The organism is Desulfonatronum sp. SC1 (genome assembly GCF_003046795.1).
GTDB lineage: Bacteria > Desulfobacterota > Desulfovibrionia > Desulfovibrionales > Desulfonatronaceae > Desulfonatronum.
Window position 1 is genome coordinate 53,892 of sequence record NZ_PZKN01000021.1, and the last position, 22,417, is coordinate 76,308.

General features: G+C 60.8%; 16 protein-coding genes and 1 tRNA gene. 7 read left to right on the plus strand and 10 right to left on the minus strand.

All coding sequences use genetic code 11. From position 1 onward, the window contains the following. Positions 1-117 precede the first annotated feature (117 nt). The 7 genes from pheT to C6366_RS12100 all read right to left on the minus strand — a co-directional run bounded on the left by pheT (position 118) and on the right by C6366_RS12100 (position 7,424). Positions 118-2,541, minus strand: coding sequence for a phenylalanine--tRNA ligase subunit beta (gene pheT / locus C6366_RS12070; RefSeq protein WP_107738198.1), 2,424 nt, complete (start codon positions 2,539-2,541; stop codon positions 118-120). 160 nt (positions 2,542-2,701) lie between these two features. After that, positions 2,702-3,766, minus strand: a complete 1,065-nt coding sequence (gene pheS / locus C6366_RS12075) for a phenylalanine--tRNA ligase subunit alpha (protein WP_107738199.1) — start codon at positions 3,764-3,766, stop codon at positions 2,702-2,704. Between the two features lie 2 nt (positions 3,767-3,768). Next, positions 3,769-4,122 (minus strand): 50S ribosomal protein L20, encoded by a 354-nt coding sequence (gene rplT / locus C6366_RS12080; RefSeq protein ID WP_107738200.1) that lies wholly within the window; start codon positions 4,120-4,122, stop codon positions 3,769-3,771. A 101-nt stretch (positions 4,123-4,223) separates the two neighbouring features. Continuing rightward, positions 4,224-4,424 (minus strand): 50S ribosomal protein L35, encoded by a 201-nt coding sequence (gene rpmI / locus C6366_RS12085; protein WP_107738201.1) that lies wholly within the window; start codon positions 4,422-4,424, stop codon positions 4,224-4,226. A gap of 297 nt (positions 4,425-4,721) precedes the next feature. Further along, entirely contained in the window at positions 4,722-5,282 is a 561-nt protein-coding gene (gene infC, locus C6366_RS12090; protein ID WP_233248487.1) for a translation initiation factor IF-3, read from the minus strand. Continuing rightward, a complete protein-coding gene (thrS, locus tag C6366_RS12095) occupies positions 5,239-7,176 on the minus strand; it encodes a threonine--tRNA ligase (RefSeq protein WP_107738202.1) in 1,938 nt (645 codons plus the stop codon). The genes infC and thrS overlap by 44 nt, the downstream gene beginning before the upstream one ends. 173 nt (positions 7,177-7,349) lie before the next feature. Continuing rightward, positions 7,350-7,424, minus strand: a tRNA-Val gene (locus C6366_RS12100). Between the two features lie 289 nt (positions 7,425-7,713). Between C6366_RS12100 and C6366_RS12105 the strand changes: the two genes are divergently transcribed. The 4 genes from C6366_RS12105 (at position 7,714) to acs (ending at position 12,316) form a co-directional block, all read left to right on the plus strand. Continuing rightward, positions 7,714-8,607 (plus strand): formate dehydrogenase accessory protein FdhE, encoded by an 894-nt coding sequence (locus tag C6366_RS12105; RefSeq protein WP_107738203.1) that lies wholly within the window; start codon positions 7,714-7,716, stop codon positions 8,605-8,607. 68 nt (positions 8,608-8,675) lie between these two features. Beyond that, the gene (locus tag C6366_RS12110) at positions 8,676-9,302 is read left to right on the plus strand and encodes a molybdenum cofactor guanylyltransferase (RefSeq protein ID WP_107738205.1); all 627 of its coding nucleotides are present in this window, start codon (positions 8,676-8,678) and stop codon (positions 9,300-9,302) included. A 42-nt stretch (positions 9,303-9,344) separates the two neighbouring features. Further along, the gene (locus tag C6366_RS12115) at positions 9,345-10,208 is read left to right on the plus strand and encodes a LytTR family DNA-binding domain-containing protein (protein WP_107738207.1); all 864 of its coding nucleotides are present in this window, start codon (positions 9,345-9,347) and stop codon (positions 10,206-10,208) included. A 191-nt stretch (positions 10,209-10,399) separates the two neighbouring features. Continuing rightward, a complete protein-coding gene (gene acs, locus C6366_RS12120) occupies positions 10,400-12,316 on the plus strand; it encodes an acetate--CoA ligase (protein WP_107738209.1) in 1,917 nt (638 codons plus the stop codon). Between the two features lie 382 nt (positions 12,317-12,698). Here the strand turns inward: acs and C6366_RS12130 are convergent, their stop codons facing one another. Then, a complete protein-coding gene (locus C6366_RS12130; protein WP_107738211.1) occupies positions 12,699-14,288 on the minus strand; it encodes a methyl-accepting chemotaxis protein in 1,590 nt (529 codons plus the stop codon). A gap of 150 nt (positions 14,289-14,438) precedes the next feature. Then, entirely contained in the window at positions 14,439-14,888 is a 450-nt protein-coding gene (locus C6366_RS12135) for a pyridoxamine 5'-phosphate oxidase family protein (RefSeq protein WP_107738213.1), read from the minus strand. 99 nt (positions 14,889-14,987) lie between these two features. Between C6366_RS12135 and C6366_RS12140 the strand changes: the two genes are divergently transcribed. Then, positions 14,988-16,259, plus strand: coding sequence for a glutamate-5-semialdehyde dehydrogenase (locus tag C6366_RS12140; RefSeq protein ID WP_107738240.1), 1,272 nt, complete (start codon positions 14,988-14,990; stop codon positions 16,257-16,259). A gap of 29 nt (positions 16,260-16,288) precedes the next feature. Continuing rightward, positions 16,289-17,044: a nicotinate (nicotinamide) nucleotide adenylyltransferase gene (nadD, locus tag C6366_RS12145; RefSeq protein ID WP_107738215.1), complete on the plus strand. Its 756-nt coding sequence runs from the start codon at positions 16,289-16,291 to the stop codon at positions 17,042-17,044. 198 nt (positions 17,045-17,242) lie between these two features. Here the strand turns inward: nadD and nifJ are convergent, their stop codons facing one another. Next, positions 17,243-20,866, minus strand: a complete 3,624-nt coding sequence (nifJ, locus tag C6366_RS12150; RefSeq protein ID WP_107738217.1) for a pyruvate:ferredoxin (flavodoxin) oxidoreductase — start codon at positions 20,864-20,866, stop codon at positions 17,243-17,245. 385 nt (positions 20,867-21,251) lie between these two features. Here nifJ and C6366_RS12155 point away from each other — a divergent pair, with 385 nt between their 5' ends. Next, positions 21,252-22,304, plus strand: a complete 1,053-nt coding sequence (locus C6366_RS12155; RefSeq protein WP_107738219.1) for a polyprenyl synthetase family protein — start codon at positions 21,252-21,254, stop codon at positions 22,302-22,304. Positions 22,305-22,417: the final 113 nt, after the last annotated feature.

Sequence of the window (22,417 nt, forward strand, 5' to 3'; positions counted from 1 at the left end):
CGCTGGATGTAGATTGCGGGAAACTACGATTATGGGGCGCTCACTGATCCAGGCTGTAGCAAGAAAACGGAGAAAGAGCCAGGAGGGAAAGAGAGAATCCTCTCTTCCCCTCCTGGCTCAGGAAAAACGGATCGGCAGTCGTTCTTGGAGCTGGGAACAGAGCCCTTGGTGGAGTTGGTCGATTTCTTCGTTGGTCAGGCTGCGCTCCGGGTGGCGGTAGGTCAGGCGCAGGGTGTGGCGGACCTCGTCGGCTTCCGGTTCTGTTTGGGGAAGGAAGCGGTCCGCCAGGATCACGTTCTGAAGCAGTTTGATTTCAGAGGACTGAATGGCCTCCAGAATCGCGGCACAGGTGACGTCCAGGGAGCTGATGACGGTAACGTCGCGGCGGACCGGAGGATAGGTCGGCAGGGCTGTGAAGCTCTGGACGGATTCGGCCCAGCGGCGCTGGAGCAGGTCCAGGTCGATTTCCGCCAGGAACAGTTCTCGCCGGGCGTGGCAAGATTCGGCGATGTCCGCCCGAACTTGGCCCAGCCAGCCGCAGGCTTCGCCGTCCAGGAGGATTTCCGCGCAGGGCAGGCAGATGGAATGGTCGGCCAGGGTCCGGAATGTGGCGGCGGGCAGGCGCAAATGGCGCAGAAGGTGCTCCACCATGCCCTTGAGGTCGAAAATGTCCACGGAGACTGCTACGGACTCCGTGGGATGGGGCCAGCCTTCGGGATGGCGTTGACCAGTCAAGGCCAAGCCCAGCCGGGAAGGCTCCCGTGCCTCGGTTTCGGAACCGGAATCAGGCTGGAAGACTACGGCAGTCTCGAAAAGCCGCAGGGTGGTGTTGCCCTGGGTCAGGTTGTGCCGGACGCTTTGCAGCAGGCCGGGGGCGAGTTGGGGCCGCAGGACATTCTGATCTTCGGAGAGCGGGTTGCGCAGGGCGATGGTCGTCTCGGCGTCGGCCAGGCCCATCAGGGCGAGTTCCTGGGTGGAGACGAAGCTGTAGTTGACCACCTCGGTCAACCCGAGGCCCTGGCCCCAGGTCTTCACCCGACGGGCAAAGTCGGTTCTGGGAGCCAAGGAGGCCAGTTGATCCAGGGACTTGGCAGCCCGGGGCAGGACCGCCGGGATCCGGTCCAAGCCGTAGCAACGGCCGACTTCCTCAATCAGGTCCGCTTCCCGCTCCAGATCCCGGCGGGAGCCGGGCGGAGTGATGTGCCAGAGGGGCTGGTCGTCGTCGGCCACGGCGCAGCCCAGGGCTTGCAGCGTGGTTTTGCAAAAGGCGTCGTCCAGGGATAGGCCAAGCAGTTTCGCGGCCCGCTGGGGGCGAAAGGAGATACGGGGGGCCTGCCAAGGGCGGGGTTCGTTTTTGGCCACCCCGCGCAGGATCGTGCCGCCAGCGGTTTCCCGGATCAGGGCCATGGCTCGATCCAGGGCCAGGGTCGAGCCGGGCTGGTCCACTCCGCGCTCGAAGCGGTAGGAGGCTTCGCTGGACAGGCCCATGCGGCGCGAGGTCTTGCGAATGGAAATGGGATTGAAGACAGCGCATTCCAGAAGAATGTCCGTGGTCGTCTCCGTGACTTCGGAGTTGGCGCCGCCCATGACCCCGGCCAGGGCCACGGCCTTTTCAGCGTCGTTGATCAGCAGATCGGAGGCCAGCAGGGTGCGCTCGCGGCCGTCCAGGGTGGTGAAGCGCTGGCCTTCCTCGGCCCGGGCGACCCGGATGGCCGGGCCGGCCAGTTTGGCCAGGTCGAAGGCATGCAGGGGCTGGCCCCACTCCATGAGAATATAGTTGGTCACGTCCACCACATTGTTGATGGGCCGTTGCCCCACGGCCAGCAGTCGGCGCTTCAGCCACGCCGGGCTGGGAGCGATGCGGATGCCCTGGATGATTCGGGCTTGATACAAGGGGCAAAGGTCGGGTTCGTCGATGACGATGGACACGGCCTCGGAACACTCCGAGCCTTCCTCGGTCAACCGCGTTTCCGGCAGGTTCAGGGGAAGATTGAATTCCGCGGCCACCTCTCGGGCCAGACCGAGCACGCTGAGGCAGTCGCCGCGGTTCGGCGTGATGGAGATGTTCAGGACTTCGTCCTTCAGGTCCAGAACACGCAGCAGGCTGTGTCCCAGGTTGAAGTGGCCTTCCAGAACCATGATCCCATCGCTTTCGTCACCCAGCCCCAGTTCGATCTCCGAGCAGATCATGCCCTGGGAGGTCTCTCCGCGGATCTCGGTTTCGACGATTTCCTTGCCGTCTGGAAGCACGGTGCCGGGCTTGGCCACGGCCACGAGTTGCCCCCGTGCCACGTTGGGCGCGCCGCAAACAATGGGCAACGTTTTGACCTGGCCGATATCAACCTTACACAGGCTGAGCCGGTCCGATCGCGGGTGACGGTCGCACTCAAGGACTCTACCTGCGACTACGTTGGCAAGATGGCCGAAGGGGCGGATGATTTCTTCCACTTCCAGACCAAGCATGGTCAGGCGGTCGGCCAATTGATCGGCCGTACCTTCATATGGCGTGAACTCGCGCAGCCAGTTCAAACTTAAAAGCATGGGGAACCTCGGGGGAGAGAATTCAGAAGTCAGAATTCAGTATTCAGGAGGGCCGAAGACGGAGTGACGTGATCCTGGGGCGGAAGAGTGATTTCCGAGCAAAGAAGACGCGGTCTGTTCTTCACGGTCCTTAGAGACTGGGCCGGAAAGACTGGCCGGATCAGCCGAATTGGGAAACGAACCGGACGTCGTTTTCGAAGAACATGCGCAGGTCGCCGATGCCGTATTTGAGCATGGCCACTCGCTCCACGCCCAGTCCGAAGGCGAAGCCGGTGTACACTTCCGGGTCGTACTCCACTGCCGTAAAGACCGCTGGATCGATCATGCCGCATCCCAGGATTTCCAGCCAGCCGGTCTGCTTGCAGACCCGGCAAGTCTTCCCGGCGCAAACGCCCCGTCCGCCGCAGAGCATGCAGGAAATGTCAACCTCCGCGCTGGGCTCGGTGAAGGGGAAGAAGCTGGGGCGGAAGCGGACAACGGTGTCCGGACCGAAGATTTGATGCACGAAGGCGGTCAAGGTGCCGCGCAGGTCGGCCATGCTCACGTCCTTGTCCACGAGAAAGCCTTCGATCTGGTGAAACATCGGGGTGTGCGTCAGGTCGGAGTCCCGGCGGTAGACCTTGCCCGGCGCAATGGCGGCCAGGGGCGGGGTCTTGCGCTGCATGGTGCGGACCTGCAAGGGCGAAGTGTGCGTCCGCAACAGGGTGTTTTCCCCGATATAGAACGTGTCCTGCATGTCCCGGGCCGGGTGGTCCTGGGGCAGATTCAAGGCCTCGAAATTATAGAAGTCCGTTTCCAATTCCGGGCCTTCTACAATCTCGAACCCCAGTGAGACGAAGGCTTGGCAGATTTCCTCGGTGACCAAGGTCACCGGGTGAAGGCTGCCAAGCCATTGAGAGCGCCCGGGCAGTGACGGGTCGAAGCGGGCCAGAAGCTCGTGCTCCTTGCGCCGTTCCAACTCCAGCAGGCGGGCTTCCATTCGTTCCTGGAGCAGGGCCTTGACCTGATTGGCCTTCTGGCCAAGGGCCGGACGCTGATCCGGGGGCGTCTTGGCCAAGCCGGACATCAACCCCGCCAAGCGTCCCTTGCGACCCAGGTAAGCCACTCGGATGGATTCGACTTCAGCGGCAGTGTCGGCTGAAGTCAATCCTTGTTCCAGGGCCTGGGACAGTTCATCCAACTGCCCGGACAGGCCGCTGGAGCGTTCCGGGTGCGAATCGGTCATGATCAGGACAGCTTGGCTTTGGCCATTCCGGCCAACTTGCCAAAGTGTTCCTTTTCCCGAACGGCCAGATCGGCCAGCACCTTGCGGTTCAGTTCGATGCCGGCCAGGGACAGGCCGTGCATGAATTTACTGTAGGACAAACCGTGAACACGAGCCGCGGCATTGATGCGAATGATCCACAGGGCGCGAAATTCGCGCTTGCGAACCTTGCGGTCGCGGTAGGCATACGCAAGAGCTCGCTCTACCGTGACGCGAGCGGTGCGGTACAGTCTGCTTCGGGCGCCGCGATAGCCCTTGGCCATATCCAGATATTTTTTGTGCCGGCGGTGGGCCGCCAAGCCGCGTTTTACACGCATGGACTCAACCTCCTCGTTGGTGAAAGGCAACCAAAACTGTGTTTGGGCCCGTGCTTCGTATTCTCAACCACGGGCCGGATAATCATTGATAAATCAAAAACCTACTTCGCAAAAGGAATCATCTTGCGCACGGCCTTGACATTGGCCGGCGCGAGGATGGTGTCCTTACCTAATTGCCGTTTCCGCTTCGGACTTTTCTTGGTCAGAATATGGCTCATGAAGGCCTTACGGCGCTTGATTTTTCCGGTACCTGTCAACTTGAACCGCTTGGCGGCGCTTTTACGTGTCTTCATTTTCGGCATGGTCGTTCTTCTCCTTACGGACTGAATGGTCAAAAATATATCGTCGGCCGCGGCGGGGATCTCCGCTAGCAACGCTTCGCCCCTGTGGCTAGTCTAGCCACGAGGCTGACTAGTTACGTCCCGGACGACGTCCTATTTTGTAATTGCTCTATAAGTCCGGACAACCAAACCACCGGGGATTCCGTATCGCTATGACGGAATGGAGTGCCGCGTTGGCGAGTTCTCTCGGTCGTCACCCCGGTGCAGGCCGGGGGCCAGGTATTTTCGGGTGATTCAATTGCCTGAGTTGTTGAGCAGTTACCCGATTTTTTTCTTTTCCACTGCGCTGAGCACCATGTTCATGGTGCGTCCTTCCATGGACGGCTGTTGGTCGATCTTGGCCTCTTCGCCCAGCTCTTCCAGGACCCGCTTAAGCACCATTTCACCTCGGTCGCGGTGCATCATTTCTCGCCCCCGAAAGGCCACGGTCACCTTGCACTTGTCTCCGCCTTCCAGGAAGCGGCGGATGTGCTTGAGCTTGGTTTCGAAGTCGTGATCGTCCGTCTTGGGGCGGAACTTGATTTCCTTGAGCTGGATCAGGGTCTGCTTCTTTCGGCCTTCCTGCTGTTTTTTTTGCAGCTCGTACTTGTATTTGCCGAAGTCCATGACCCGGCAGACCGGAGGGTTCGCTTCCGGCGACACTTCCACCAGGTCCACTCCCTGACTTTCCGCGTACTGGAGAGCCTCGGCCAGAGGCAGAATTCCAACCTGCTTGCCGTCCTCCCCGATGACTCGAACTTCTTGAGCCCGGATCTGCTTGTTGCAGCGGGTACGTTTAACCGAGGTAATAGGGCATTCCTCCGCGTTTGAAAGGTTCACTGGACTCGTCCCTGATCATGGCCGCGACCTGATCCAGAGACTGCTCGCCGCGATTCTCGCCGGTTCTGGTGCGGACGTTCACGGCCTGGGACTGGGCCTCCCGTTCGCCGATCACGAGCATGAACGGGATTTTCTGCATCTGGGCTTCGCGTACCTTGTAACCCAGTTTTTCGTTGCGCAAATCCGTTTCCACTCGAAATCCTTCGGCTTGCAACCGCCGGACGCACTCGTCAGCCCACTGGTTCTGGGCGTCCGTGACCGTGAGAATCCGAGCCTGGACCGGGGCCAGCCAGACTGGAAACGCTCCGGCGTAGTGCTCCACGAGAATCCCCAGGAACCGTTCCAGAGCCCCCAGGATCACCCGATGGAGCATGACCGGCCGGTGGCGATTGCCGTCCTGGCCGGTGTAGTACAGGTCGAAGCGCTCCGGCAGGGTGAAGTCGCACTGAATCGTGGAGCATTGCCAGCGGCGATCTAGAGCATCCTTGAGCTTGATGTCAATCTTCGGTCCGTAAAAGGCGCCGTCGCCGGGGTTGACGGCATATGCCAGCCCCAGGGTTTCCAGAGCGTTGGTCAGGGCGGCGGTGGCCCGCTCCCAGTCCGCGTCCGAGCCGATGGACTTCTCCGGGCGGGTGCTCAAGGCCACTTCGTATTCGAACCCGAAAAGCCCCATCACGTCCTGGATAAGGTGCAGGATGGCGATGATTTCATCCTGGAGCTGATCCGGGCGACAGAGGATGTGAGCATCGTCCTGGGTGAACTGGCGGACCCGCAGCAGGCCGTGAAGCACGCCGGATTTTTCATGACGCTGGACCGTGCCCAGCTCGAAAAACCGTAGCGGCAGATCCCGGTAGCTGCGAACCTGGGACTTGTAGATCAACATATGGGCCAGGCAGTTCATGGGCTTGACGCCGTAGGCCTGTGCGTCGATCTCCGTGAAGTACATGTTTTCCCGGTAATTGTCGTAGTGCCCGGAACGCTCCCAAAGTTCGCGGCGCAGCATCTGCGGCCCCTGGACCAGTTGGTAGCCCCGGCGCAAGTGCTCCCGGCGTTCGAAATGTTCCAAAAGGAAGCGCAGCATGGCTCCTTTGGGATGAAAAATAGGCATGCCCGGTCCGGCCTCTTCGCAGAAGCTGAACAGATCCAATTGAACGCCCAGCTTGCGATGGTCGCGTTTCTTGGCTTCTTCCAGGCGATGCAGGTATTTCTGGAGGTCTTTTTCCGATGCAAATGCTGTGCCATAGATGCGCTGGAGCATGGGCTTGGATTCGTCGCCCCGCCAATAGGCCCCGGCCACGGAGGTCAGCTTGACCGCCTTGACAAATCCAGTGGACGGCACGTGCGGGCCTCGGCAAAGGTCCGTGAAACCGCCATGCTCGTATAGGGAGACCGTCCCGTCTTCCAGGGCGTTCAAAATTTCCAGTTTATAGGTCTCGCCCATGCTTTCGAAAAGATTTCGGGCGTCTTTCTTGGAGATGTCCCGACGTTGGAAGGGCTGATCCTGAGCGATGCTCTTGGCCATTTCGGCTTCGATGGCTTCCAGGTCCTGGGGGGTGAAGGGACGTTCGAAGTCGAAGTCATAGTAGAACCCGTTCTCGATGTCCGGGCCGATGGTCACCTTGGCCGTGGGAAACAGACGCTGGACCGCCTCGGCCATGATGTGGGCGGCGCTGTGCCGAATCATGGCCAAGCCTTCGAGGCTGGACATGTCCACTGCTTCGAGATTGGTGCATTGGGCTGGATCGAGGGGAGTGTGAATGTCGAGCAGGCCCGCGGCGCAACGGCATCCGACGGCGGTCTTCAGCTTTTTTTTGCTCAACGCTCGGGACAAAAAATGACCGCAGTTTTCGCCTTCGCCGATTTCCAGCTGCTGCTCGCCTATTTCGATATACACTCCCGATACTCCTTGCCCGGCTATGACCCGTCCGGGACTCAATCCTCCGGAATCGTCGAAACCGACCTCTTTGTCAGACGTCTTAGCGAGGTTGCTTCAGCAACCCCGTGATGACTTCAAACGGCCTTCAAATAAAGCAGGGAGGCCTGGGGCCTCCCTGCTTGGATGCGTGATGGTAGGCACGAGGAGATTTGAACTCCTGACCCCTTGCGTGTCAAGCAAGTGCTCTCCCCCTGAGCTACGCGCCTATTACTGCTCGCGACGATGCTTGCGGCAAAAAAAGCTTTTTGCCTTTCGCTCGCGAAAAAGTCAAGCCTTTTGTCGGAAAAAGACGCATTTTTAACTTCATTTAGAATATCATGGGGCAGTCAACTAAGGAATTCTGGTTCATTGATTGATTGTCCTTGGCTGTTCAATTATGGCTTCGAAAAAGATCGGTTTGATAGAAGGCGTCGATTCCCGCGTGGAGCCCACGGCATTGGAAAGAGTCTCTGTTATGCCCGTAGAGGTTGATTTATCCTGGAGGAAAATCTGATTATGACTGACTTGGCAAAAGAAGAACAACGTTTTTCAAGAAAGATTGGCGCGTTGCGCGCCAAAGGCAATTTCCCGGCGGCCATGCTGACCCTTTTGGAAACAGTGGCCGGAAAACAATATCGGGCCATGGCCGAGCAGGCGTCCGGGGCCGAGACGTTGGTCGAATTATCCGAGTTGACCACCCCAGAACGCCATGTCCAGGGGGCCAGCTTGTTGCCCCGGGCCTCTTTTCCCCTGGACCTGGAATCGGCCCATGAGCTGCTGATGGCCATCCTTGAGGACCTCAGGGTCATGGGATCGGAATTGGGGATCGGGGCGGACCGGGTGATGGAGGCCCTGGAGACCAAGGAACTCAGTGCCGAACGTCTGTTCCGGGCGTATCTGGATGAGGACCAAGAATTTTTCGCCGTATGGGCCGAAAAAACTCCGACCACCCCCAAATTGTCGTTTTTCCTGGCGCAAAGCGCCCTGACGCCGTTCATCAGGAGCATGGCTCGCCGGATCATTGAGACTCGCCCGTTGAACGGAGTCTGGGAGCATGGCCATTGTCCGGTCTGCGGCAGTCTGCCGTATCTTTCCAGCCTGGAAACCCGTGAAGGGCTGCGGATGATGCACTGTTCCTTCTGCCAAAGCGCGTATCGCGTCGCGCGGATCGGATGCGTTTACTGTGGCGAACGGGATCCGCAAAAACTGCACTATTTTGACGTGGAGGAATTGCGCGGATTTCGGGTCGACCTTTGCGATCAGTGTCGGATGTACGTCAAAACCGCTGACTTCCGGCAACTGGACAGGATTTCCGTCCCGGTGCTGGACGACCTGGAGTCCTTGTCCATGGATGTGCTGGCCCAGGCCAGGGGGCATGTTCGGCCGACCCTGTCGGCTTTCGGCTTCTAGCCCTGATTCATGGGCTGCAGTCGACCAACCGTGGTATTTCACACTGGCCGCAAACGAGGGTGACGACCATGAATCGGGGGGGGGTGCCGGCCGGTGTCGTGCTGGCCGGGGGGAAGAGTAGTCGGCTGGGCCACGACAAAGCGCGGATCGTTTTTTCCGGCGTCAGCTTGCTGTCCAGGTCCGTGGACCTGCTCAAGCGTCACTGCGACATGGTGTATGTCGTCGGCAGGCTTCCGGAAGAACACGGGCTGAACGTGCCGAGCTTCCTTGACGACGTCCCAGGGCGCGGTCCTGCGGGGGGGATCGCCACGGTTTTGCGGAGGCTCAATCGCTCGTGCCTTGTGGTGTCCTGCGATCTGCCGTTGATGGACGATCGCACTTTGCGCCGTCTCAAGGCCGGATGGCGGGAGAAGCCGAAGACGGCCTTGATGACCACCTTTCAGCAGGAAGACACCAGATACATCGAAGCCCTGGTCGCGGTGTACGAACCCGAGGCCCTGCCTTTGCTGGAGCAGGGGTTCGACCAGGGGCTGTATCAACTCAACAGGATTCTGACCGAGCCGATGCGGCATCATATTCCCTATCCTCGGTCAGAAGCCACGCCGTTTTTCAACGTCAATCACCCAGCGGATCTCTCCATGCTGCGGCACCTGGAAACGGCGGCGAATGGAGCATGGGCCGGAGGGACCGTTTGAACCGGTATTTTTACCAACCATCAACGAGTAAATGGTGATGTCATGAGCGAACTCCGCGTATTGCTGATCCATCCCGACCCCCAGGTTCGACACGAACTGCGTCGACAACTGCGGGAGATGGACGGTGTGAAGGTGCTGGGGGAGGCCGTTTCCGCCTTTGAGGCCATGGAACTGTTGGAAGGGGTTGGCTATCATGCTTTTTTCCTGGGACTGGACCTGCCCGACGGGGTCAGTGGCCTGGAACTGGCCCAGATTCTCGGGCAGCGAAAGCATCGCCCGGCCATGGTTTTTTTGGCTGCGGACGAAGCCCACGCCTTTAAGGCGTTTGAGTTGGGGGCCATGGACTACTTGCTCTGGCCCTGCTCGGATGAGCGGATGAAGCGCACCTTGACCCGGCTGTGTCAGCTCTCGGCCGACGCGCATATCGCCGAGCCCGAGGGCAAATCCAGGCAAGTCGCGGATTTTGAGGGCGATGAAGAAACCCTGCAGATTTCCATGGGGGAGGAGGAAGAGGACAATTTCCTTAAGGCCCTGCGTCAGGCCTGGGATTACAACCAGGCCCGACCCGTGGAGATCGAGAAATTGCCCATCACTCTGGACGGTCGGGTTATTCTGGTACCCTACAGCCAGATCGTCTTCGTGGAGGCTTACGAAGACTACAGTTTCGTGCATACCAATCAGGACAAATACCTGACCTCGTTCCGCCTAAAGTACCTGGAAGACCGTTTGCGGGCGCACCGATTCTTTCGGGTGCATCGAAAGTTTCTGGTCAACCTGGAACTGGTCACGGAAATTGCATCTCTGCCAGGCAGCAACTTCATGCTTCGGACCACCGGAAAAAAGCGTATCGAACTGCCGGTCAGCCGCCGCCGAATCGCGGATTTGAAGCAGATTCTCGGCCTCTGAGTTCGCGGCGCTCTTTGCCGTTTACCCTTTCGCCCTTCCCTTTCGCCGATAATCAATGCGTCTTTCAGGTCGGTTCGTGTTCTGGATGCGGCCATACCGGGAACCACGACAAGGTGGTTCGCTTTCGATCCGTGCGCGACGCGCACGTCATGTAACGACGTTTACAAGCTCACCGCCAAGGAGGAGACATCATGTCACAAGACGGCGCCCTGGAAACCCTGCTTCACGAAGATCGCGTTTTTCGGCCTTTGCCGCAGATGGTCATTGAGGCCAATGCCAATCCCCAAACCCTGGAAAACGCCCGTCGGCAGGCTGTGGACGATCCTTTGGCCTACTGGGAGGAGGCAGCCAAGGAACTGGAATGGTTCCGAAAATGGGACAAAGTTTTGGATGAGAGCGACGCTCCGTTTTATAAGTGGTTCACCGGAGCCAAGTGCAACATCGTGCACAACGCCCTGGACCGGCACATCAAGACGGGCAACAAGAACAAGTTGGCCATCATCTGGGAAGGCGAGGCCGGTGATTCCCGGAAGATGACCTATTTCGAGCTGTACCGGGCGGTGAACAAGTTCGCCAACGCCTTGCGCTCCCTTGGCGTGCAGAAGGGCGACCGGATTCTGCTGTACATGCCGCCCCTGCCGGAAACCGTGATCGCCATGCTGGCCACGGCCAAGGTCGGAGCCATTCACAGCATGGTCTTTGCCGGGTTCTCGGCCAAGGCCATGCGTGACCGGATCGAGGACGCCCAGCCCAAGGTCATCATCACCGCGGACGGCTTTTACCGCAACGGTCGGGCCGTGCATCTGAAGTCTATTGTCGACGAGTCCCTGATGGGGCCCAACTGCGACAGCGTGGAGACGGTGGTCGTCGTGCATCGGGCTAATGTTCAGGTGGAAATGCAGGAAGCCCGCGATCTTTGGTACGAGGAACTGGTTCGGGCCGAGAGTTCGGAGTCCCACACGGAGGTCATGGATTCCGAGGACATGCTCTTCCTGCTTTACAGCTCCGGGACCACGGGTAAGCCCAAGGGCATCGTGCATACCCACGGCGGCTACCAGGTGGGCATCAACCGCACCCTGAACTGGGTCTTCGACATCAAGCCCACGGACATCTTCTGGTGCACCGCTGACGCCGGCTGGATCACCGGCCACAGCTATGTGGTCTACGGACCGCTCATCGCCGGAACTACTTCGGTCATCTTCGAAGGCCACCCGCTCTATCCCCAGGCCGACCGGGTCTGGGACCTGATCGCCAAATACGGCGTGACCATCCTCTACACCGCGCCGACTCTGGTCCGGATGCTGATGCGCTTCGGCACCCAGTACCCCAAGAAGCACGACCTGTCCTCGCTGCGCATCCTCGGCTCGGTGGGCGAACCCATCAACCCCGAGGCCTGGGTTTGGCTCTACAAGAACATCGGCCGCTCCGAGTGCCCGCTGGTGGACACTTGGTGGCAGACCGAGACCGGCTCGATCATGATCAGCCCGCTGCCAGTGAGCGTGCTCAAGCCCGGCTCCTGCACCAAACCGCTGCCGGCCATTGATGCGGACGTGGTGGACGAGAAGGGTAATCCCGTGCCTCCTGGCAAGGGCGGGTTGCTGATCATCCGTAAGCCATGGCCGTCCATGCTTCGGACCCTGTACAAGGATCCGGAGCGCTACAAGCAGACATACTGGGAGAAAATTCCCGGCGTGTACCTGGCCGGGGACATGGCCCGCAAGGACGAGGACGGCTACATCTGGATCCAGGGCCGCTCGGACGACGTGATGAACATCGCCGGGCACCGTCTTGGTTCCGCGGAGCTGGAAAGCGCGTTGGTGGCCCACAAGGCCGTGGCCGAGGCCGCGGCCATCGGCATCCCGGACAAGATCAAAGGCGAGGTGGCCAAGGCCTTCGTCACTCTGGCCGAAGGCTTCGAGCCCTCCGACGATCTGGTCAAGGAACTCAAGGTCCATATCCGCAACGAACTCGGCCCCGTGGCCATCGTCAAGACCATTGAGTTCCGGGACAAACTGCCCAAGACCCGCAGTGGCAAGATCGTTCGCCGTGTACTCAAGGCCGAAGAACTCGGCCAGGAATTGGGGGATACCTCAACATTGGAAGACTAACAGGGCGGTAGGGGCACGGTGCGCCGTGCTCCTAACCGACACCATTACGTGAAAAAGGCCGGTGCGATCACACCGGCCTTTTGACGTTTGGGGCAGGAGCTTGAAAGCGAGTTGTTGGCATTCCCATCAAGCCGCGACCGCGTGATAGATGATGGGTCGATGACGGGTCGATATTTTGGGTCGGGGACGGGTTTGTTCTCGGCGCGAGCGGCTTCCAACCATACCGTTTTTGCCTGTTGGACCTCCTTGAGAGCCTCCTCCGGCGTCTCGCCGAACGCCGAACAGGCCTCCAGGTCCGGCTGTCGGCGATGTAGCCTCCGTTATCTTCGGAATAGAAAATATTGATGGCGTAATGTCCGCCGGTTTCACCCCCGGCTATTCATCAGTCCGTCAGACACTCGTCTTTCGCCTGGGTCCGCATTCCATCGATGACCGTGTTCAGTTCGGCGGCCATCCGGGCCAGTTCGGAGACGGCCTGGGCGGACTGGTTCATGACTTCGCTGGTTTCCGCGGAGATCCGGTTGATGTCCTCTACTCCGCGGTTGATCTCCTCGCTGGTGGCGGACTGCTGTTCCGCGGCGGTGGCGATGGAGCGAACTTGGTCCGCGGCCTGTTCGGCCAGGGCCAGGATTTCCTGCAGGACCTCGCCGGAGGTGTTGGCCCGGGCCGTGGCCTCGGCAACCGCGGCGGCGGCCTTGTCCATGCCTTCGATATTGGTTCTGGTTCCCTGCTGAATGTCTGAGATGGCTTGTCCGACCTCCTTGGTGGCGTTCATGGTCTTCTCAGCCAACTTGCGCACCTCGTCGGCCACCACGGCGAAGCCGCGTCCGGCGTCCCCGGCTCGGGCCGCCTCGATGGCCGCGTTCAAGGCCAGGAGGTTGGTCTGGTCCGCGATGTCCTCGATCACGGTCATGATCCGCCCGATCTGGTCCGCCTGTTGTCCCAGCCGACCGAGGTTGGACTTCAGTTCTTCGGACTGCTGCTGGACTTTGTTGATGGCCGCCACGGATTCGTCCACCACTTTCGCGCCCTCCAGGGCCTTGGTCCGGGACAGGTCCGAGGCCTCGGCGGCCTGGGAAGCGTTTCTGGCCACTTCCAGGACCGTGGCGTTCATTTCCTCCATGGCCGTTGCCGTCTCACCGGTCCGGTCCCGCTGCTGCTCCGCGCCCCGGCTGGCCTGCTCCACTTGGGCCGCCAACTCTTCGGCGGCCGAGGCCATGGAGTTGGAGACCTGGGTGGCCTGTGATGCCGCCTGGGAGATGATCTCGTTTTGCTCGCAGATTTCAGCTTCCTTGGTTTTCAGGGCGGTCATGTCCACGTAGAGGCAGAAGCCGCCGATGCAGACGCCGTCCAGGTCATACAAGGGGCAGACGTTGGCCAGGACGTGGCGCACTCCGCCTTTGTGTCCGGTAATGGTCACCTCCAGATTGCGAAAGACCTCGCCGGTCTTGATGGCTTTGCCTACAGCGGTCTGGCGTGAGGGGTCGTTATAGAAGATTTCCGCCAGAGTCCGGCCAAGCTGCTTTTTCGGGGAGCCGTCGATCTGGACCATGTCCAGGCAGGCTTGGTTCGTAAACAAGGCCCGTTCCTTGGTGTCCACCAGCAGAAACGGCGTAGGCAGTCCTTCGATAATCCCCTTGCTCAGACCCTTTTCGTGTTTTAAGGCATGGGACACGGCCTCCAGGGCCGTGAACAGGCTTGGCAGGCTTTTCGCTCCCCGGGTGGACTCCAAAGTGTCCTTCTGAAAATTCTCTTCCGCGAGATCTTTCAGCACGGCGGATGCCTCGGCCAGCGCGTGGTTCTGGAGCATCAGCGGCGTCCCCACGACGGCCAAGGCGACAAGACCGGCCACGGCTGAAATAATGGTTCCGTTGAGTCCGGAAGCGCCGAGCAGAAACGTGGCGAGCACGGTGCCGACAATGACAAGGATGCCGATCGCAAGGGCTGGAACGGCAAATTTTGAAGTGTCCATCAGACCTGCCTCCTTGGCTGTCTGGGTTGAGTGGGAATCTCCAATGCGAACGGAAGGTTGAGGGCGAAGCGCGCTTCCATGCTTTTTCGCCGCATTTCAACCAGTTTTCAAAAAGAATGTTAAGCCCGCGCGGAGTTAGGCGGCGTCGATTTATGGGTCCGAGGGATCGGCAGTCTCGAAGATCGCCTCGGTGGGCCCTTGCAGCAGCAGGAAATCCGCGGCCTGGACGGCGATGAAGGCGATGTCCGGGCCGTTCAGAAAGTCTTGCAGGTGCGGCAAGCGTCGGCGAAGGCTGTCCGCGACGGCGCGGCATTGTTCCGGATCTTCGAGAATTTCGGCCCGGCCATGTACGGTCAAGGCCTTGGTTTCTCGGCGGTCCTGTTCTGGTTGCATACCACGATCGTCCAAGAGCAGGCTGACCTCCGGATTGGTCTGGAGGTTTGCGAACTTGTTGGTGTTGCGGTAGGTGGCCATGAAAAAGGTCGTGCAAAGATCGGAAGGAGCGAAGCCCATCAGGGATGTATGCGGCCGGTTGTCCTGAGATGTGGCGAGAACACAGCTTTGTTCGTTTTGAATCAGAGCGCGGATGGCGTCGTGCATGGGCGATTCCTTGGTTCGGTGTGGGGGCGTCACGCATGGCTATCAGGAAGGGCGATGCCGGGCAAGCCGGTGGCCGATATCATCAAGGTTGGAGGGTATATGGCGAACGAACTGCAAGAAAATATGGTCCGGTTGGCGACACGGGCCCGGGACGCGGCCAGGCTGACGGCCACCGCCGAGGGCAAACGCAAGGACGATGTGCTCCGGGAATTGGCCCGGCTGTTGCGGGACCAAGGCGGACGAGTGCTGGAAGCCAACCAGCGGGACGTGGACGCGGCCCTGGCCGCCGGGTTGGACGCGGCCCGGGTGGATCGGCTGCGGATGACCGAGGTGACCGTCGAGTCCATGGCCCAGGCCTGCCTGGAGGTCATGGCCCAGGCCGATCCGGTGGGCGAGATCGAAACCATGTGGCAACGGCCCAACGGGCTGCGCATCGGACGGATGCGCGTGCCCCTGGGCGTAGTGATGATGATCTACGAATCCCGGCCCAACGTGACCATCGAAGCGGCCATCCTGACCCTCAAGGCTGGCAACGCGGCCATCCTGCGGGGCGGCTCCGAGGCGTTTCATTCCAACCAGGCCCTGGCCGGTCTGATCACCGAGGCTTTGCGGGCCGCCGGACTGCCTGAGGCCGCGGTCCAACTGGTGCCGGTCACGGACCGGGATGCGGTAGGCCATTTGTTGAAGCTGGACGAATTCATCGACGTGGTCATCCCCCGCGGCGGCGAGTCCCTGATTCGGGCCGTGGCCGACCAGGCCACCATGCCCGTGCTCAAGCACTACAAGGGGGTTTGCCACGTCTATGTGGATCAGGGCGCGGATCTGGACAAGGCTCTGGAAATCGTCTTCAACGCCAAGGTGCAGCGCTGCGGTGTGTGTAACGCTTTGGAATGTCTGCTGGTGCACCAGGACGAGGCGCGAATGTTCCTGCCGAAGGTCGCGGAACGTCTGGGGTCTGCGGATGTGCGCTTCAAAGCCTGCCCGGAAAGCCTGCCGCTGCTCCAGCCCATGGCCGACGCCGAACCGGCCGAGGAAGGCGACTGGGGTCGGGAATTTCTGGCCCTGATCCTGGCCGTGCGAGTGGTTCGGGACATGGATCAAGCCCTGGAGCATATCGCTCTTCACGGCTCCAACCATACCGAGGCCATCCTCACCAGGGACCACGATCGGGCCATGCGTTTTCTGCGCGAGGCCGACGCTTCCCTGGTTCTGGTGAACGCCTCCACCCGGTTCAACGACGGCGGTCAGCTCGGCCTGGGCGCGGAAATCGGGATCAGCACGTCCAAGCTGCACGCCTACGGCCCCATGGGGGTTCGGGAACTGACCGGCGTGAAGTTCGTCGGCCTTGGCCAGGGCCAAGTCCGGGAATGAACCTGAAAATGACGTAACGTGACGGCTGCATGAAGGTCGGCGTCTTCGGCGGGTGCTTTAATCCCGTGCATCACGGCCATCTGCGTCTGGCCGTTGAAGCCCTGGAAATCCTGGAGCTGGACCGGGTGGAACTGGTTCCGGCCGCGATCCCGCCGCACAAGGAGCAGCGCGGGCTGTTGCCCTATGGGCTGCGTTGCCGCCTGGTCCAACTTGCGATTCGTGGGGTGGTCGACCTGCATTGCTCCCTGATCGAGGGCGGTCGCCCCGGTCCGTCGTACACCGGAGACACGCTGGAAGAGCTGGCTCGGGCAATGCCCGAAAGCCAGCTCTTTTTTTTGGTCGGCGTTCCGGATCTGCTGACCCTGCCCTCCTGGAAAAACGGCCTGGCCTTGACCAGCAAGGCCCATTTCGTGGCTGTTGCCCGACAGGACATGGCCCTGGAAACTATGCGGGCCTTTGTCCGCGACCATTGGCCCCGAAGCGGCGAGCCGTATTTGCGTGAACGGGATTGGAGACGTGTCTGGGAGTGGCCCCTGGAGGGCGGCGCGCGGTCGATCCTGTTGATCCATCCGCCCCTGGTGGACGTCAGCTCGACCATGATCCGGGACTACTGGAACGTGGGCCGCGATCTCCGGTTTCTTCTGCCGGACTCCGTGCTGGCCGAATTGGTCCGGAAGCGGCATTTGGTGGATCGGTATTGGGCAAGTGAAGAGGGGGGCGAAGTCGGCGAAGCCGTCGATATCAATCCCGGTCAGCCGAGAGGGGGCTGTATCCATTACCGATGATCGGCCATGAGATCTGGAGGAGCGGGACGGAAAAAGCCGTCAGAATCCGTTGAGCTGACACGGCAAGAACAGGACGGTGTCGACAGACCTTGGCATCGCCAATGGATTGAAAAAAGAACGCCGGGACCATGAATGGCCCCGGCGTTCGTGTTTTTTGAAGCGCCTCCGAGACTCAGGGAGGCGGTTGTGTGATGGGGGTTACTCTCCCCGTCCGGAGTCGCAGGGTTCGATGTTCTTGTCCGGGGTGGCGTGTTCCGCGGTGTCCGTGAGTATGCAGGCCGGCAGCGGGGCGACGTTGGTTTCGCTGTAGGGGTTGGCCTCGGCCATCAGGTTCAGAATCCGCCAGCGCTCGTTTACCTCGTTGTCCACGGCCTCGCGCAGCTTCCTGGCGTCTTCGGGGTTGGACTTGGCCAGGGCCGCGAAGCGGTTTTCGGTCAGCAGGAAGTCCTGGATGGTGCCGTCCGGGGCCTTGGAGTCGATGACCAGCGGGTTTTCGCCGCGCAGGGCACGACGGGGGTCGTAGCGGAACAGAGGCCAGTAGCCGGATTCCACGGCCTTTTGGGTTTGTTCCTGGGTCTTGCCCATGCCTTTCTTCAGGCCCTGGTTGATGCAGGGGGCGTAAGCAATGATGATCGACGGTCCCTTGTAGCTCTCGGCCTCGGTCAGGGCCTTGAGGAACTGGTTCTTGTTCGCGCCCATGCCCACGGCGGCGACGTACACGTAGCCGTAGGTCATCAGCATCCGGGCCAGATCCTTCTTGCGGATCTGCTTGCCCGCGGCGGCGAACTTGGCGATGGCCCCGGTGGGCGTGGCCTTGGAGGACTGGCCGCCGGTGTTGGAGTAGACTTCGGTATCCATGACCAGGATGTTCATGTCGTCGCCCGAGGCCATGACGTGGTCCAGGCCGCCGAAGCCGATGTCATAGGCCCAGCCGTCGCCGCCAAAGGACCAGATGGATTTTTTGGTGTACAGGTCGGCGCAGGCCTTGATTTCGGCCAGTTTCGGATCGGAGTTGTCGGCCAGCAGAACCTTGAGCTTGTCGCCGGCGGACCGGGAAGCCTCGGGATCGTCCTTGCCGGACAGCCAGGAGCGCATGGCCGAGGCCAACTCGCCGTCCGCGCCGTTGTTCAGCGCGGCTTCCATCAGATTGGCCAACCGCTCCCGGCGCTGCCGGATGCCCTGGGCAATGCCGTAGCCGAACTCCGCGCAGTCCTCGAACAGGGAGTTGCCCCAGGCCGGGCCGTGGCCGTCCTTGTTCACCGCATACGGAGTGGACGGAGCGGACGCGCCCCAGATGGAGGAGCAGCCCGTGGCGTTGGCGATGATCATCCGCTCGCCGTAGAGCTGGGTGATGACCTTGACGTAGGGCGTCTCGCCGCAACCAGCGCAGGCCCCGGAGAACTCCATCAGGGACTTCTGGAACTGGCTGCCCTTGACCGAGGTCCGGCTCATGACGGTGTCCTTGAAGGGCACGGTCACGGCGAAGTCGTAGTTGGGAACCTGGGCCGGGGTCTGGGTGGCCAAGTACTTCATGACCAGGGCCTTTTCCTTGGACGGGCAGATGTCCGCGCAGTTGCCGCAGCCCATGCAGTCCAGGGTATCCACCTGGACCCGGTACTTGTAGCCTTTGAGTTCTTTGCCCTTGGCCTCGACCACGTCGAAGGAGGACGGCGAGCCGACCAGCTCGTCGTCCTTGGCCAGGACCGGGAGCAGGGCCGAGTGCGGGCAGACGAAGGAGCACTGGTTGCACTGGATGCAGTTTTCGGCGATCCATTCCGGAACCATGATCGCCACGCCGCGTTTTTCGTACTGGGACGTGGCGGTGGGGAAGGTGCCGTCCGGGGTGAAACAGGATACGGGCAGCTTGTCGCCCTGCTGGGCCAGCATGGGCCGCATCACCTTGGAAACGAATTCCGGTTCCTGGCGGGCAGCTTGGGCCTGTCCCGAGGCGTCGGCCCAGGAAGCGGGGTAGTCCACGGGCTGCAGGGCCTCGGCGGCCTTGTCCACGGCGGCGTTGTTCATGTTCACGATCTTGTCGCCCTTGGCACCGTAGGCTTTCTTGATGGAATTTTTGAGCATGGCCACGGCCTGATCAAAGGGAATGACCTCGGCCAGCTTGAAGAAGGCGGTCTGCATGATCATGTTGATCCGCCCGCCAAGGCCAACTTCCTGGGCGATTTTCACCGCGTCGATGGTGTAGAACTTCATCTTCCTGGCGGCGATGTCCCGCTTCAGGGAGGCGGGCAGCTTGTCCTCCAGCTCGTTCAGGGACCAGGGCGCGTTGAGTACGAACGTCCCGCCGGGCTTGGCCCCTTCCAGCAGGTCGTACTGGGTGACGTAGGCCGGGTTGTGACAGGCCACGTAGTCGGCCTGGGTGATCAGGTAGGTGGACTGGATGGGCGATTTGCCGAAGCGCAGGTGGGAGATGGTGATCCCGCCGGACTTTTTGGAGTCGTAGGCAAAGTAGGCCTGGACGAACATGTCCGTGGCGTCGCCGATGATCTTGATGGCTTCCTTGTTCGCGCCCACGGTGCCGTCCGCGCCGAGTCCCCAGAACTTGCACTGGATGGTGCCGGCCGGGGTGACGTCCGGGAAGGAGGGATCCAGGGGCAGAGAGGTGTTGGTAACGTCGTCCTCAATGCCCACCACGAAGTGGTTCTTGGGCTGGGCCTGGGCCATGTTCTGGTAGACCGAGGCGGCCATGGCCGGGCTGAACTCTTTGGAGCCCAGGCCGTAGCGTCCGGCCAGGAATTTCACGCCGCTGACTCCGCGCTCCAGGGCCGCGGTGCAGACGTCCAGATACAGCGGGTCGCCCAGGGATCCGGGTTCCTTGGTCCGGTCCAGGACGGTCACGGTCTTGGCCGTGGCCGGCAAGGCGTCGAACAGCGCGTCCGGGGCAAAGGGGCGGTACATCCGGACCTTTATCATGCCGATCTTCTCGCCCTTGGCCTGGAGATAATTGATCACTTCCTCGATGGTTTCACAGCCGCTGCCCATGGCGATGATCACCCGGTCCGCGTCCGGCGCGCCCACGTAGTCGAAGAGCTTCAGGGGGCGTCCGGTGAGCCGGCCGACCTTTTCCATGTTCGCGGCCACGATGGCCGGAATCTTGGCGTAGAAGGAATTGGAGGCTTCCCGGCCCTGGAAATAGATGTCCGGATTCTGGGCCGTGCCCCGAATGTGCGGGTGTTCCGGGTTCATGGACCGGGCCCGGAATTTGGCCAAGGCTTCCTGGTCCACCAGCTTGGCGATGTCCGCGTAGTCCGTAAGTTCGATTTTCTGGATTTCGTGGGACGTCCGGAACCCATCGAAAAAGTGCATGAAGGGCACGGAGGAATCAATGGCGCTGAGGTGGGCGACCATGGCCATGTCGTGAGCTTCCTGGACCGAATTGGAAGCCAGCATGGCGAACCCGGTCTGGCGGGTGGCGTAGATGTCCTGGTGATCGCCGAAGATAGACAGGGCGTGGGCGGCCACGGCCCGGGCCGAAACATGGAACACGCCGGGCAGCAGCTCGCCGGAAATCTTGAACATGTTCGGGATCATCAGCAGCAGGCCCTGGGACGCGGTGAAGGTGGTGGTCAGGGCACCCGCGGCCAGGGCGCCATGGACGGCACCGGCGGCGCCGGCCTCGGACTGCATTTCGCGAATGGCCAGGACTTGATCCCAGGCGTTCTTGCGGCCCTTGGCCGCCCAGTCGTCGCTGACTTCGCCCATGGGGGTGGAAGGCGTGATGGGGTAAATGGCGGCAACTTCACTCAAGGCATAGGCTACGTGAGCCGTTGCGGTATTGCCGTCGACGCTTTGAATCTTTTTGGCCATGAAATAACCTCCGTGAATAGGGATAACAGAAAGATAGGGGGGCTCCCGCGGGAGCCGGGCGCATGCACATTACGACTGCCCGGTACCCTACCAAAAAACGTGCCGTAGTCGGAATGTGCCGTGTACTAACCCATTTTAGAAAAAAAGGTGCAGGTGTTTTCAGGTGAAAGGAAGAAAGGACAAGGTGTACGTCTGAAAAAAAAGACGTGGCGGACTATGTCCAAATAGGAACAAAAGCAAGACCACATCTTAGACGTTTCGAAATGAAATTGCCAGTCCGGAATCTCGCATTGTCCGAAAAAACAGACTTAACCGAAGCGCGGCGGCAGTCCATGTAAGAGAAAAATCCTTGCCTTGGACAAGGGAAGCGGATAACAAGAGTCGGATGCACGTTCTTCAAGGCTTTCTTCAGGACGAATTGCCAATCATCAACGACCGCTTGGCCCGGAAGACCCGGGAGTTGCCGGAATTGGTCCGTGCCGTGGCCGAGCATGTGCTCATGGCCGGAGGCAAACGGTTGCGGCCGTTGCTGACCATTCTTTTTTTTCGGTGCGTTTCTCGCGGCACGGGTGAACGCGTTTCGTCCGCTCCATCTGCTTTCTCTCCCTCTTCTCCAGGTGCCTCAGACATCTACCCCCTGGCCTGTTCCATGGAGTTTCTGCATTCGGCCACGTTGCTGCATGACGACATCCTGGACGGCAGCGACCTGCGTCGTGGCCGGACCACGGCCCATCTCGTCTACGGCAAGACCGAAACCATCCTGGCCGGGGACGTGCTGCTGGCCCTGGCCAACAAGCTCGTGGCCGAGTATGGCGACGTCCGATTGAGTTGGAGGGTGGCCGAGGCCATCATGCGTACGGCTTCCGGGGAGATTCAAGAGCTGGAGTGGATCAAGCGGCCCACCCTGTCCCAGGAGCACTATCTGGAGATTATCACCGGCAAGACGGCCTATCTGATCCAGGCAGCTTGTCATTGCGGGGCTTTGGCGGCCGGCGGGGACGAGCAAGCAGCCCAGGCCGCCCTGGACTACGGCATCAACCTGGGCGTTGCTTTTCAGCTCACGGACGACGCCCTGGATTACTCGGCCAAGGCCGAGGTGGCCGGGAAGCCCGTGGGCAATGATCTGCGGGAAGGCAAATTGACCCTGCCCCTGATTTGCTACCTGGAAACCTTGCCCGAGGCCGAGCGTCAAGAAACCCTGGGCTGGCTGCGAGCCCTGGGCGGGGCGGCCGATCCCGGGGCGCTTTCCGTTCAGGATACGGTCCGCCATGGTCGGGTCATTCAGACGGTGCGCGCCGCAGGCTGCGTGGAAAAGACCCGCGCTCGGGCGGCTCAGTACGTTACTTTGGCCGAGAAGGCGCTGACTTCTCTTCCTGAATGCCCGGAACGCGCGGCCCTTCAGGAAGCCCTCCAACACACCCTGCACCGCGAAAAATAGTCCCGGCCCCCACGCCGGGAGCAAATCCGAAATGGCCGCCTCCCGCATCAACGCCGCTTTTTCATCAGCCCGACCAAGACGCCCCACCTGGGGAATCGTAATCGTTTCACCAG

Excerpts from the sequence above, each read along its gene's own strand:
- pheT (WP_107738198.1), bottom strand. The coding sequence starts at position 2,541 with ATGCTTTTAAGTTTGAACTGGCTGCGCGAGTTCACGCCATATGAAGGT.
- pheS (WP_107738199.1), bottom strand. The coding sequence starts at position 3,766 with ATGACCGATTCGCACCCGGAACGCTCCAGCGGCCTGTCCGGGCAGTTG.
- rplT (WP_107738200.1), bottom strand. The coding sequence starts at position 4,122 with ATGCGTGTAAAACGCGGCTTGGCGGCCCACCGCCGGCACAAAAAATAT.
- rpmI (WP_107738201.1), bottom strand. The coding sequence starts at position 4,424 with ATGCCGAAAATGAAGACACGTAAAAGCGCCGCCAAGCGGTTCAAGTTG.
- C6366_RS12105 (WP_107738203.1), top strand. The coding sequence starts at position 7,714 with ATGACTGACTTGGCAAAAGAAGAACAACGTTTTTCAAGAAAGATTGGC.
- C6366_RS12110 (WP_107738205.1), top strand. The coding sequence starts at position 8,676 with ATGAATCGGGGGGGGGTGCCGGCCGGTGTCGTGCTGGCCGGGGGGAAG.
- C6366_RS12115 (WP_107738207.1), top strand. The coding sequence starts at position 9,345 with ATGAGCGAACTCCGCGTATTGCTGATCCATCCCGACCCCCAGGTTCGA.
- acs (WP_107738209.1), top strand. The coding sequence starts at position 10,400 with ATGTCACAAGACGGCGCCCTGGAAACCCTGCTTCACGAAGATCGCGTT.
- C6366_RS12130 (WP_107738211.1), bottom strand. The coding sequence starts at position 14,288 with ATGGACACTTCAAAATTTGCCGTTCCAGCCCTTGCGATCGGCATCCTT.
- C6366_RS12135 (WP_107738213.1), bottom strand. The coding sequence starts at position 14,888 with ATGCACGACGCCATCCGCGCTCTGATTCAAAACGAACAAAGCTGTGTT.
- C6366_RS12140 (WP_107738240.1), top strand. The coding sequence starts at position 14,988 with ATGGCGAACGAACTGCAAGAAAATATGGTCCGGTTGGCGACACGGGCC.
- nadD (WP_107738215.1), top strand. The coding sequence starts at position 16,289 with ATGAAGGTCGGCGTCTTCGGCGGGTGCTTTAATCCCGTGCATCACGGC.
- nifJ (WP_107738217.1), bottom strand. The coding sequence starts at position 20,866 with ATGGCCAAAAAGATTCAAAGCGTCGACGGCAATACCGCAACGGCTCAC.
- C6366_RS12155 (WP_107738219.1), top strand. The coding sequence starts at position 21,252 with ATGCACGTTCTTCAAGGCTTTCTTCAGGACGAATTGCCAATCATCAAC.